The sequence below is a fragment of the Flavobacterium sp. 9 genome, assembly GCF_002754195.1.
GTDB lineage: Bacteria > Bacteroidota > Bacteroidia > Flavobacteriales > Flavobacteriaceae > Flavobacterium.
This window is the reverse complement of record NZ_PEEU01000001.1, coordinates 4465014-4478512: the sequence shown is the minus strand read 5'-3', so window position 1 is coordinate 4478512 and position 13499 is coordinate 4465014. Positions and strand designations below refer to the sequence as shown.

Sequence of the window (13499 nt, the reverse complement as noted above, 5' to 3'; positions counted from 1 at the left end):
CTGTTTTCTATTCTAAAATATTAAAAGTCATTAATATAAACTCTTTTAGAGGAATCAAAAGTTAAAATTGATTTTTTTAGATTATCAAAAACAACACAATTAATTGATTATTAATTAATTAAACAGATTAAATACAATAACTAAATAATTTAACGAGAAAAAACAAACCATCCGTTAAACTCTATTCTTTTTTTGCTAAATTTGATACAGGAGTTAATCGGCCTTAAAATTTCAAATATTTCATTAACAATTGTTTACTTTTTTTAATTAAAACATAATCACCCCAAAAAAGATTATAAAAACAAAGAAGACCGCTTACAAAGCAACCTTTGCAAGACAGAAAACTAATTATTAACCTACAAATTCAAAAATTATGTTTAAGGTCAATTTTTTCAGAAAACTGCGTTTTCCAAATGTTTTTATTCTTTTATTAATTGTATTTATTTCTTGTGCTTTATTAATTTGTATTAACATTTTTACGATCAAAATCTTATCTGCTAACAGGGCATATGTTAACGGTGAATCGCATTACTCAAAAGGTCAAAAAGATGCTTCACGCCATCTTATAACTTATCTTTTTACCAAAGACAAAAATCAATGGAAATTATATCAGGAAGAATTAAAAGTCCCTCAAGGAGATGGTATTGCCCGTGAAACGCTTATGAAAGCCGGTGACAATGAAGTTGCCCGAAAAGCACTACTTATAGGTAGAAATCATAAGGAAGATCTTGATGATTTGATTTGGCTATTTGTGAATTTCAAACAAGTTTCTTATTTATCAAAAGCTATAAATGAATGGGGTCAGGGAGATCAACTAATCTTTAAATTATTTGTTATTGGTGAACAAATCAATGCCAAAATAAATCACAATATTCTAAGTATTGAAGATCAGAAAAAATTTCTTCAGCAAATTAGTACTATAAGTGACAAATTAACCATTAACGAACGAAACTTCTCAAACACACTTGGTGAAGGAACTCGAAAAATAAAGTTTTTACTAACCATATTCAACGTTATTTTCATCTTGATTATAGTATGTAGTGTTTGCCTATATTATTCGATAATGGTAAAACGGTTATTATTTTCAAAGAAAGAAACCGAAGCTAAAAACGAAAATCTGATTCTTGTCAATCATGAACTTGATCGTTTTGTTTACAGCGCTTCTCATGATTTAAGATCTCCTATAACTTCTTTAAAAGGTTTAATCGAAATTACACAATTGGAAGATGATGTTGATCAAATTAAAGATTACCTGAGTTTAATGTATCAAAGCCTCACAAAACAAGATCAATTTATTAGCGACATTATTGATTATTCAAAAAATAAACGAAAATTAATTATAGTAGAACCCGTGAGTTTGCAGGATTTATTCAATGAGGCTATCTCACAATTGATGCATATTGAGAATGCAAACAGAATAACTTTTAGACAAGAATTATTGGTTGATCAAATTCAGAGTGATGGCTTGCGTCTAAAAATTATTATCAGCAATCTGCTTTCTAATGCTATAAAATATGCCGATAATAGTAAACAAGAAATGTTCATCTCTATAAAAACTTATATTCAGGAAGGTTTTAATAAAATTGAAGTTGCTGATAACGGAATTGGCATCAACGATGAGTTCAAGGATTATATTTTTGAAATGTATTATGGTACAAATAAAAACAAAGGATCTGGTTTAGGTCTTTATATTGTAAAAGAGGCTGTGGAGAATATTAAAGGAAACATTTCTGTGTTTTCAGAAAGCAATATCGGCAGTAAGTTTATTGTAACAATTCCTAATGCCTATGGAACTTAATTCTTTGTTTTTGTTGATTGAAGACAACCTGATTGACCAGCTTGTTACGAAGCAATTACTAAAAAAAGTTTTTAGTATTGAACAAGTATCTATTGCAAATAATGGAAAAGAAGGAATTCAATGGCTTAACAATAACAAAAGAATTAATCACCAACCGCTTATCATCTTACTAGACATTCAAATGCCTATTATGAATGGTTTTGAGTTTCTGGATGAATTTCACAAGCTCAGTAAAGACACAAAAAAAGGAGTTCAGATTTATGTGCTTTCGTCAACCTTAGATGCTGACGAAATTAAACTGATAGAAGAAAATGAATATGTAACTGATTTTTTAAATAAACCATTTCCAATTGAAGAATTGAAAACTAAATTTTTATGGTAACTATTATTGTAAAACGCGATTTACCTGTGTAAAGGTTCTTCCGTAATAAGGTTCTTTAGTCGAAGAAATCATTACGCCGCCGTGTGTTGAAGAGTGAACAAATTTAATTTCTCCATCTAATACTTCAACTACCATTCCAACATGGTTAATATGCCTTCTTCCATTGGTTCTAAAGAAAATCAAATCGCCTTTTTGCGCTTCTTCTGAATTGACTTTCATTCCAATTCTAGATTGCTCGATAGAACTTCTTGGGAGTTTAATATCAAAATTATTAAAAGTACAAATCATTAATCCCGAACAGTCAAATCCTGCTTTTGTGGTTCCACCCGATCGATATCGTATTCCAATATTTTCAGTTGCATTTACAATCAATTGATTCACTAAATCAGAATGATTACCTACTCTAAATACTGTAGTTGTATCTTTTTTAATTTCCGAATTATCTGCAACCTGGCTTGGAGTTGATAAATTTTCATTGCTTTGCGGAGTTGTTGACAAACCTGCTGCAGCATCAGCCTTTTCTTTTGAAGTACGAATTTTTAAAACGTAACCTACCGATAACTTTCTTTTGATAAACGGATTTTGTTTTTCCAGTTCTTTAACTGTGATTCCGTATTTTTTAGCAATTGAGTACTTTGTTTCTTTAGATTGTACCTCAACAACTACTTCAACATCTGTTGTCGCTGGAATAATTTCCGGTTTTACAGCTTCGGTAGTTTCTGAAGTTGTTCCAGTATTTTCTGCAACCTGAGTTTGAGACGCAACAGAATTATCTTTTATTTGCTGATCTGCTTTTTCTTTTGAAGTTCTAATTTTTAAAACAGATCCAACAGGCAATTTCTTTTTGATCGATGGATTTTGACGTTCCAATTCTGCAACTGTTATTCCGTATTTTTTAGCAATCAGATATTTCGTTTCTTTCGGTTTTACCTCAACAACAACTTCAACATCTGTCGAAGAAATTATTTCCGGCTTCTCTGTATTCTGATTTTTCGTTGTCTTTTCATTCGACACAACAGCACTAGAAGGAATATTCAGTTTCTGTCCAATTTTCAAATCTTCATTTTCCAACGAAGGATTTGCTTTCTTTAAATCATCAACAGAGATATTATATTTTTTTGAAATTACCCAAAGATTTTCTTTTTCCCGGACTTCGTGCTGACCTGAATTTGAAATTATTGCAGGAGTAGTATTGGCAGCAATTTCAGTTTTTTTCGTAGTTCCTTTTTTATTATTATTCGGGATTAACAGAACTGAATTTAGTTTTAGAATTTTAGGCGCATTAGGATTGGCTTCTTCAATGTCTTTAGTTTTTACACCATATTTTTTAGCAATTACAGATAGATTTTCTCCTTTTGATATTTTGTGCTTGATAAACTTTTCCTGAGAAAAAACACCAACACTGAAAAAAAACAATACTATAATTAATCTAAAAACCATACCTATTAAAGTTTAATGAATACTTTTTTAAGTTAAGACAATATTTTAAACTCAAAAAGAGAAATTATATTACCTAAAAAGGCGAATTTAACTTTTTAATGTAAAAGATACACGTTTTTTAACAACTAATTTTATTGAAATTAACAGAATCAGCACCAAAATCGAGTCAACATTTTGAAAATGTACACTTTATATAAATCAGTATTTTTTTTAATTAAAAACAAACTCAAAAGCCAAGTTTTCATTAAAAACTTCTCGTAAAATTTACAAACCAGAGATAAAAACAAAAACCTCTACCAAATATTAAAATCTTAAAAAAAATACCTTTTCTTATATAAACTAATACCCTAGCCCAGATAGAAGTGGCATCCTTTTTTATGGTTTTTTCTGCTATAAAAAAGATATAGCGTCCCGAGGCTTCGGGATGGAAATAGCTCCTAAATAAAAAAAACACCCTGTTTTCACAGAGCGTTTTTTAGTATAATTGAATCTTAAAGATTAAGCTTTTCCGGCAGCAATTAGGTTTAATGCTGAACCTGCAACGAACCAGCCAATTTGACCTGCGTTGTAGGTGTGGTTTGCCAAGATTATATCTTTTGTTCCATTTGCATGAACGAATTCCAACGTTAAAGGTTTTCCGGGAGCGAACTCTGTTAAATCAGTAAAGTTAATGGTATCGTCTTCCTGAATTTTATCGTAATCTGCTTCGTTAGCGAATGTTAATCCTAAAAGTCCTTGTTTTTTAAGGTTTGTTTCGTGAATACGGGCAAAAGATTTTACCAATACGGCTTTAACACCCAAGAAACGTGGCTCCATTGCAGCATGCTCACGTGATGAACCTTCGCCATAATTGTGATCTCCCACAACGATAGACGGAACTCCAGCCGCTTTGTATGCACGTGCTACAGCAGGAACTGCATCATAAGTACCTGTTAATTGATTTTTAACGGAGTTTGTTTTTTGGTTGAATGCATTTACGGCACCAATCAACATATTGTTTGAAATATTATCTAAATGTCCGCGGAAACGTAACCATGGTCCAGCCATAGAAATATGATCCGTCGTACATTTTCCGAATGCTTTGATTAATAATTTTGCACCTGTAATGTTTTTACCATCCCAAGCATCAAACGGAGCTAATAATTGTAAACGCTCTGATGTTGGACTCACAACAACCTGAACTCCTGAACCGTCTTCAGCAGGAACCTGGAATCCCGGATCTTTAACATCAAATCCTCTTGGAGGCAATTCGTCTCCTGTTGGCGCTTCAAGTCTTACTTCTTCTCCATCTTCGTTGATTAACGTATCTGTTAAAGGGTTAAAACCAAGATCTCCCGCAATAGCCATAGCGGTAACCAATTCTGGCGAACCTACGAAAGCTAAAGTATTTGGATTACCATCTGCACGTTTTGAGAAGTTACGGTTGAAAGAGTGAACGATTGTGTTTCTTTCTTCTTTTTCTGCTCCATCTCTGTCCCACATACCAATACATGGTCCGCAGGCATTTGCAAAAACGGTAGCTCCAATTTTTTCAAAAGTATCGATAAATCCATCTCTTTCAATTGTATAACGAACAACCTCTGAACCTGGAGTAATTGTAAATTGAGATTTAGTTTTTAAGTTTTTAGCACTTACTTGTCTTGCCAAAGAGGCTGCACGCGAAATATCTTCATAAGATGAGTTTGTACATGAACCAATTAAACCAACCTGAATTTGCAAAGGCCAGTTGTTTTTGATTGCTGTTTCTTTCATTTTAGAAATTGGAGTCGCTAAATCCGGAGTGAAAGGTCCGTTTAAGTGTGGCTCTAATTCTGTTAAGTTGATTTCGATAACCTGATCAAAATATTGTTCTGGATTAGCATATACTTCTGGATCTCCAGTTAAGTAAGAAGCTACTTTGTCTGCAGCATCAGCAACATCGGCTCTATTTGTAGAACGTAAATAACGACTCATAGAATCATCATAACCAAAAGTTGAAGTTGTAGCTCCAATTTCTGCACCCATATTACAAATAGTACCTTTTCCTGTACAAGACATAGAAGTTGCTCCTTCTCCAAAATATTCAACGATTGCACCAGTTCCTCCTTTTACAGTAAGAATACCGGCAACTTTAAGAATAACATCTTTAGGAGCTGTCCAACCTGATAATTTACCAGTTAGTTTTACTCCAATTAATTTAGGAAATTTAAGTTCCCAAGCCATACCAGACATAACGTCTACAGCATCTGCTCCACCAACACCAATAGCAACCATTCCTAAACCACCTGCATTTACAGTGTGAGAATCGGTACCAATCATCATTCCGCCAGGGAAAGCATAATTTTCAAGTACTACCTGGTGAATAATTCCAGCTCCTGGTTTCCAGAAACCAATTCCGTATTTATTAGAAACTGATGACAAGAAGTCGAAAACTTCATTGCTTTGCGTTTTTGCTCGGGCCAAATCGGTTGCGGCATCAACTTTTGCCTGAATCAAGTGATCACAGTGGACCGTTGTAGGTACTGCTACTTTAGGCTTTCCGGCATGCATAAATTGCAATAATGCCATTTGAGCAGTTGCATCCTGACATGCTACACGATCCGGTGCAAAATCAACATAATCTACTCCTCTTCCAAACGCCTGAGTTGGATTTCCATCCCAAAGGTGATTGTATAAAATTTTCTCTGTTAAGGTAAGTGGACGCCCAACAATCTCGCGTGCTTTATCAACACGACCTGGCATGTTCTCATACACTTTTTTAATCATTTCAATATCAAAAGCCATAAGTATAATTGTTTTTGTTTTTGTTATTTTGAACATGACAAGTTACGAAAAATAGAGTACCCAGAAAAGAAAAAGCCTGAGTTTATTGACTCAGGCTTTTTATCTATAATGATTATAACTAATCGCGTGATTACATCACTAACAGTTTATGAGAAGGTGCAAATCTAGTTAGACTAATACCATCTACTGCAGCTGTATATTCAGCAAGTGTAGGAGTTCTACCCAAAATTGTAGACAAAACTACAACTGGTGTAGAAGAAAGTAATGACTCTCCTTTTTTACCTTCTGTATCTTCTACAACTCTTCCTTGGAAAAGACGCGTAGAAGTTGCCATTACAGTATCTCCTTTTGCTGCTTTTTCCTGGTTACCCATACAAAGGTTACATCCTGGACGCTCTAAGTACAACATGTTTTCGTATTCTGTACGCGCTGCTCCTTTTGGTGCATTATCGTTAAATTCGAAACCTGAGTATTTTTGTAAAACTTCCCAATCACCTTCAGCTTTAAGTTCGTCTACAATATTATATGTAGGTGGCGCTACTACAAGCGGCGCTTTGAACTCAACTTTACCGTGAAGATCTTCGATGTTTTTAAGCATTTGAGCTAAAATCTTCATATCTCCTTTGTGAACCATACAAGAACCAATAAATCCAAGATCTACTTTTTTCTCTCCTCCGTAAAAAGAAAGAGGTCTGATTGTATCGTGTGTATATCTTTTAGAAACATCTGCATTGTTTACGTCTGGATCAGCAATCATAGGCTCGATAATTTGATCAAGATCTACAACAACTTCTGCATAATACTTCGCATTTGCATCTGGAGTTAATGCTGGTTTTTCAGCTGATTTAATCTCTGCGATTCTCTTATCTGCTTTATTGATCAATCCTTGAAGAACTTGTTTTTCATTGTCCATTCCTTTACCGATCATGATCTGGATTCTACTTTTTGCAATCTCAAGAGATTCAATTAAAGTATCATCTTCAGAAATACAGATAGAAGCTTTTGCTTTCATCTCTGCAGTCCAGTCTGTAAATGTAAATGCCTGATCAGCAGTAAGAGTTCCTAGATGAACCTCAATAATTCTACCCTGGAAAACATTTTCACCACCAAACTTTTTAAGCATTTGAGCTTGTGTTGAGTGAACTACATCACGGAAGTCCATGTAATCTTTCATTTCTCCTTTGAAAGTAACTTTCACAGATTCCGGAATTGGCATAGAAGCCTCTCCTGTAGCAAGTGCAAGAGCAACTGTTCCTGAGTCAGCACCAAAAGCAACACCTTTTGACATTCTTGTATGAGAGTCACCACCAATAATGATAGCCCACTCATCGATAGTAATATCATTAAGAACTTTATGAATTACGTCTGTCATTGAATGGTAAACTCCTTTAGGATCACGAGCAGTAATTAAACCGAAATCGTTCATGAATTTCATCAACTTTGGAATATTTGCCTGAGCTTTTTTATCCCATACTGAAGCTGTGTGACATCCTGATTGGTAAGCACCATCAACGATTGGAGAGATTACTGTAGCAGCCATAGATTCTAATTCCTGAGCAGTCATAAGACCTGTCGTATCCTGAGAACCTACGATATTTACTTCTACACGAACATCTGAACCTGCGTGTAATACTTTACCCGGAGTGATTCCAACAGCGTTTCTGTTGAAGATTTTCTCTACTGCTGTAAGTCCTTGTCCTTCAATAGAAATCTCTTTTGATGGAGCAAATACAAGTGGAGCTTCAATATCTAAAATTTTCGCCGCTAATGTTTGAAGTTTTTTACCAAATACAATCGCATATGATCCTCCAGCTTTAATGAATTCCATTTTCTGAGGCGTGAATGCCTTAGAAATGTCAATTAATTCTTTATCGCCGTTATAAAGTTTCTTAGTTTTTGTATTTATTGTAAGTATAGTTCCAGTAGCAACAGAGTAAGCTTCTTCTAAGATTGGTTCGTTATTCTCATTACGAATAATATTACCATCTGCATCAAGCTTTTTAACCCAGTTTTTAAGGTCTAAACCAATACCACCAGTTACGTCAACAGTTGTCAGGAAAATTGGAGAAATTCCGTTTGTTCCTGCAACGATTGGAGCAATATTAATAAATGGAACATATGGACTTGCTTGTTTACCTGTCCAAAGTGCCACGTTATTAACTCCTGACATTCTAGATGAACCTACACCCATTGTGCCTTTTTCAGCAATCAACATAACGCTTGCGTCAGGATGTTTTGCTTGTAATGCTTTAATTTCCTCTTGTGCCTGAGGCGTAATCATACATTTACCATGAAGTTCACGGTCAGAACGTGAGTGTGCCTGATTACCCGGAGAAAGTAAATCTGTCGAAATATCTCCTTCACCAGCAATATATGTAACTACTTTAATTTCTTCAACTACCTCTGGAAGAGTTGTAAAAAACTCTGCCTGAGCATAACTTTTAATAATTTCGATCGCAGCTGCATTACCATTTTTGAATGCTTCTTTTAAACGATCTGTATCTGCTTCATAAAGGTAAACTTGTGTCTTAAGAACTTTTGCAGCTTCTTTTGCAATAGCAGCATCATTTCCAAGTGCCAAATCCAGTAAAACTTCAATAGAAGGTCCACCTTTCATGTGTGATAACAACTCAAAAGCAAAAGCAGGAGTAATTTCTTTTACTACAGCTTCGCCTAGAATAATTTCTTTTAAAAACTTCGCTTTTGTACCTGCAGCGCTCGTAGTCCCCGGTACAACATTATAAATAAAAAAGTTAAGAGAATCTGCTCTATACTCGTTATTCAAATCTTTAATTTGTTCAATGATTTCGCTTAATAATTCAGCACCATCAATTGGTTTCGGGTTAAGCCCTTGACCTTTTCGTTCTTCAATTTCTTGGATGTAATCCTGATAAATATTCATAATAAAAGTCTTTTCTAGGTATTTTTATTTTTTTGTACGCAAATTTAGGTATTAAAGCCGAGAATTAAAAAAAATATAATAGAACTCGCCTTTTCAAAAATTATTATTGTTAAAAAACGATTTTGACTGCTTGTTTTTGCCAAAATAGCAGTTTTGTATTAAAAAAATGAATTATTAATATTTTAATATCTTTTCTTTAACAAAGTCGGAATTCATTGTTAAAAAGGAAGTCAGATTTTACCCCGTTTTTAGCTAAGAATCTTTCTAAATTAAAATTTACAACGTTATAGTTACGATTTTTGACGTCTGTTTTTAGTCTTTTTCCTGAGTTAAAATTTTATCAAATTTTGCATTAAAAAAAAACACATAAAATATTTGTAATTCAATTTTTCTTTTAACTTTGTATTTCAAAGTTCTTTCAAAAACATAAAACTATGAAATACAAATTAGAAAATGCGAATGATTACTCAAATCAAATTGGCGTCGGGGTAAGTTTATTCACCAGTTTATTCAGTAGTCTTTTTTTATTGATTTTATTATTAAATGAAAACACTAAATTTTACGGTGCTGGAGCATTGGGTACTTTTACATTGATAATCGAGTTTATTTACGGAGTTACCGTCACATTCCTTATTCTTAGAAAAAGAGAAAAATATCTTCATCTAACTCCTTTCCTTATACTTAACTGGTTTATTGGATGTTTCTGCCTAAATACTTTCGTTCCAATATTCGAAGATCTTCCATTTTGGGTTTACCTCACCACTTTGCTATTTTTTATTAGTAATTTTTTCATTTACCAAAAAACAAAAGAAAATAGTTTTATTCTTTCTCTCTTTTTTATAAATGGATTATCTTATAGTATAATATTGTATTTCACATTCTATCTATTACCTCTTACTCCTTTTGCTTTTATTGGAATTCTATTATTAGGAATTGGTTTTTATGCATTAGTCCCTTTACTTGTTTCTATTATTCATATAGTAACTATCGCTCGTTATTTTCAAGAAAACAGAAAACATTTTATTTCATTCATTGCAGGTTTTGGATTTATTTTAGTCGTCTTATTTTCTTTTGTTGTAATGCTTGACAGAGAGAGTCGACTTATTAATGTTAGACGTCCTATCAATTCTTTTACTACAAATGACGATTTACCCAATTATATAAAAATATCACAAAGTCTTGAACCTAACTTTTTAAATGAAATTTTATTAAAAAAAGACATCGTTTATACTGGTCCTGAAAAGTTCTTTAATTATGATCTTGGTTCTTTTGGAATGAAACAATTTAACGAAAGAAAAGTCCACAATCCTTTTATTACAATAGCTTACATTTTTTGTGAAGATCTTGACCTGAGTCAAGACGACCGAATTAATATTCTTAAATCTAATTTTGACAAAAGATTAGAAACAGAAGAACAATTGTGGAGTGGTGAAGATCTGATTACCAAAAACATCAAAGAAGATGTAAAATTATACCCGGACAGCAGGCTTGCTTATACAGAAATTACCATGGATATTGCCTGTAATGAAGACACATGGAGTGATCAGGAAGCTATTTATTCTTTTCAGCTTCCTGAAGGTTCTGTTGCAACTTCACTTTCATTATGGGTAAACGGCATTGAAAGAAAAGGAGTTTTAACGACTAAAGAGAAAGCTAAAGCAGCATACAATCAAATTGTTGGTGTAGAAAGCCGCGATCCGTCGTTAATGCAATGGAGAGAAGGAAACAAAGTTGTCGTGAGAGTTTTTCCTGTAAACTATAAAACTCCAAGAACTTTTAAATGCGGTTTCACTACTCCTTTAAAAGTGGAAGATGATAAATTGAAATACGAAAGCCTTTCTATTAAAGGTCCAAATATTTCAAATGCTTCTACAATTTCCAGAATCCAGATGACAGGAAAAAGTGATGTAGAGACAAGTAAGGATTTTAAACTGCAAAATAATTTCTATGTCAATGAATCAAAAGGTCTTGACGATTGGCAGGCAATAATACCTTTGCGCAAAATATCGAAGCTGAATTCTTTTGCCTGGAAGGATAAAATATACGAAGTAAAAGAAAGTCAAGAAGTGAACGTTCCTTTTAATACATCAGAAGTCATTTTAGATTTAAACAGCAACTGGACAACTCAGGAAATTGAATCATTTGTAAACGTAAAAGGAAAAGAATTTTACGTGTATGACAACAAAGAGAAAAAAGCAATAAACAAAGAGAATTTCGAAACTATTTTCTTTAATTTCAAATATTTACATTACTCTTTATTACCTCTATTTGAAATCAAAAAAAATAGTTTGATCATAACCAAATCTGGAAATTTTTCTGCAAATTTTGAAGAACTTAATGAATCTGAATATTTAAAAAAGATTCGAAGTCGTACTAAATCTCAAAATCTGAAAGTTATTAATATTTCCGGAAACATTAATCCATTTTGGCAGACCGTAAAAGAGCAAAACTATGTAGACTTTTACCAGACAAGCTTGAGAAATAGTTTAAAAATGCTGCAGGAAAATTATTTCATCAAGTATAAAACTGCAGATAATATAGTTAATATTGAGCCTTCAAACATTTCGATTTACGAAAAACCAAAAGACAGTATTTCTAAAAGTAGTGGCCCAAATCATATTTATAGAATGTATGCTTTTGGAAAGGTTTTAGAAGAACAAGTTAAGATTCAGAATGATTCTTTGGTTCAAAACCAATATGTAGATTTAGCCAAAGATGCTAATATTGTAACTCCAATATCTTCTTTGATTGTTCTTGAAACGGACAAAGATTACAAAAATAATGGAATTGAAAAAAACGTCAACACTTTAGGAAATGCTTCTATCAATAACGATGGCGCTGTTCCTGAACCACACGAATGGTTATTGATTATTCTTGGATCGACAATACTTTTTATTTATTACAGAAAAACAAAAAAGCAAGCTGTATAATGAATGATTTTTTAATTCAGCATAAAAAAACAATTTTCCTGTTTATTTTAGTTTGCCTCTTTGGGATAAACTACACTATTGTATTAAATGGTCTTGACAATAATCTTTTTGGAATTGTTTTTTCTATATTATTATTTCTTATCGGGGGTAGAAAAACTTCATTTAACATGAACTACCCTCTTTTAGGATTAATTTTTCTATTAGAATTCGTTAGTTATCGCTTACATATCAAATCTTTACATTTTTTAAGTTTATCACTATTTGTTTGTTTTATCTATTATTGCTTTACTCAAAAATTTTCATTCATTGCTTTTATCTGCATTATATTATTTTCCTCGCTCTTTAATACTTTCTTTGATTATTTAACGGTCGAAATCAAACAAACACTTTGTTACGGCGTATATCTAACTTTAAAAGACTTTATTACGATTACTAAAATAGAAGGCGTCAATTTTTACATCAATAATGCAAAAATCACAATAGACACCGCTTGCATGGGATTATCTATGTTTAAAACAGGCTTACTCGCTGGAGCTTTTTTATTGACTATAGAAGAACGAAAACAGGAGAAATATTTTACTATCAAACAAATTCTTCTTTTCTGCTTTCTGTTGATCTTATTAAATATTGTTTCAAATTACTTCAGAATAATAACTCTAATTCTATTTAATTGTACCGAAGAAAACATTCTTCACCACACCATTGGCTTACTCTGTTTCGTGTTTTATCAAATTGTTCCAATGTTATTTTTAGTTCGTTTTTTCAAACCTAAAAAAGAAGCAATCAAAAATGACAAAACCAAGAAGTTTAGTTTATTCCCTATTACAATAGCAATACTAATTGTATTTGTAACCAGTTTAGAAATAAAAAAACAACAAGATTACAAACTATTGACTAATATAAGCTCTGACTATAATATTAGTAAAGGTGTCTGGGTAAACACAGAAGTTTTTAAGATTGTAACTCCCGAAAAACTCATTTACATTAAAACGCCGGCACACAATCCGTTGATTTGCTGGACAGGAAATGGTTATAAAGTAATAGAATCAAAAGTGATAAAGAAAAACAATGAAGAAATATGTTTTGTTCGAATGGAGAAAAACAACACTCAATACTTCTCTTATTGGTGGTATGAATGTGATACTAAAAAATATACTTCTCTAATTGAAGTATTGTTTGTCAAACTCTTTTATAATAAATCAATCCGACTTGTAAACGAAACCAGCAAAACTCCTTTATAAAAAAAAGCCTAACTGATTCTTAAATCGGTTAGGCTTTTTTTTA

7 protein-coding genes are annotated in these 13499 nt (G+C 32.6%); 4 read left to right on the top strand and 3 right to left on the bottom strand.

Translation table 11 applies throughout. The annotated features are described in order from the left end of the window. Positions 1-373: 373 nt before the first annotated feature. Positions 374-1798 (top strand): HAMP domain-containing sensor histidine kinase, encoded by a 1425-nt coding sequence (locus CLU81_RS18565; RefSeq protein WP_099711160.1) that lies wholly within the window; start codon positions 374-376, stop codon positions 1796-1798. After that, positions 1788-2180 carry a response regulator gene (locus tag CLU81_RS18560; RefSeq protein WP_099711159.1) on the top strand — a complete coding sequence of 131 codons (393 nt, stop codon included), beginning with the start codon at positions 1788-1790 and terminating at the stop codon, positions 2178-2180. Before CLU81_RS18565 ends, CLU81_RS18560 begins: the two co-directional genes overlap by 11 nt. A gap of 3 nt (positions 2181-2183) precedes the next feature. Here CLU81_RS18560 and CLU81_RS18555 read toward each other — a convergent pair whose 3' ends face one another. From CLU81_RS18555 to CLU81_RS18545, 3 genes are all read right to left on the bottom strand, one after another. After that, positions 2184-3620, bottom strand: a complete 1437-nt coding sequence (locus CLU81_RS18555; RefSeq protein WP_099711158.1) for a LysM peptidoglycan-binding domain-containing protein — start codon at positions 3618-3620, stop codon at positions 2184-2186. 498 nt (positions 3621-4118) lie between these two features. Next, positions 4119-6383 (bottom strand): aconitate hydratase, encoded by a 2265-nt coding sequence (locus CLU81_RS18550; protein ID WP_099712805.1) that lies wholly within the window; start codon positions 6381-6383, stop codon positions 4119-4121. A 130-nt stretch (positions 6384-6513) separates the two neighbouring features. Next, the gene (locus tag CLU81_RS18545; protein WP_099711157.1) at positions 6514-9285 is read right to left on the bottom strand and encodes a bifunctional aconitate hydratase 2/2-methylisocitrate dehydratase; all 2772 of its coding nucleotides are present in this window, start codon (positions 9283-9285) and stop codon (positions 6514-6516) included. A 434-nt stretch (positions 9286-9719) separates the two neighbouring features. Here CLU81_RS18545 and CLU81_RS18540 point away from each other — a divergent pair, with 434 nt between their 5' ends. Together CLU81_RS18540 and xrtN are read left to right on the top strand one after the other, a co-directional pair. Further along, complete coding sequence (locus CLU81_RS18540; RefSeq protein WP_099711156.1) at positions 9720-12215, top strand: XrtN system VIT domain-containing protein; 2496 nt, start codon at positions 9720-9722, stop codon at positions 12213-12215. After that, positions 12143-13456: an exosortase N gene (gene xrtN, locus CLU81_RS18535; RefSeq protein ID WP_099711155.1), complete on the top strand. Its 1314-nt coding sequence runs from the start codon at positions 12143-12145 to the stop codon at positions 13454-13456. Before CLU81_RS18540 ends, xrtN begins: the two co-directional genes overlap by 73 nt. Positions 13457-13499: the final 43 nt, after the last annotated feature.

What these genes read in the sequence shown, in the direction of transcription:
- CLU81_RS18540 (WP_099711156.1), top strand. Translation starts at nt 9,720, where the DNA reads ATGAAATACAAATTAGAAAATGCGAATGATTACTCAAATCAAATTGGC.
- CLU81_RS18555 (WP_099711158.1), bottom strand. Translation starts at nt 3,620, where the DNA reads ATGGTTTTTAGATTAATTATAGTATTGTTTTTTTTCAGTGTTGGTGTT.
- CLU81_RS18560 (WP_099711159.1), top strand. Translation starts at nt 1,788, where the DNA reads ATGGAACTTAATTCTTTGTTTTTGTTGATTGAAGACAACCTGATTGAC.
- CLU81_RS18545 (WP_099711157.1), bottom strand. Translation starts at nt 9,285, where the DNA reads ATGAATATTTATCAGGATTACATCCAAGAAATTGAAGAACGAAAAGGT.
- xrtN (WP_099711155.1), top strand. Translation starts at nt 12,143, where the DNA reads ATGGTTATTGATTATTCTTGGATCGACAATACTTTTTATTTATTACAG.
- CLU81_RS18565 (WP_099711160.1), top strand. Translation starts at nt 374, where the DNA reads ATGTTTAAGGTCAATTTTTTCAGAAAACTGCGTTTTCCAAATGTTTTT.
- CLU81_RS18550 (WP_099712805.1), bottom strand. Translation starts at nt 6,383, where the DNA reads ATGGCTTTTGATATTGAAATGATTAAAAAAGTGTATGAGAACATGCCA.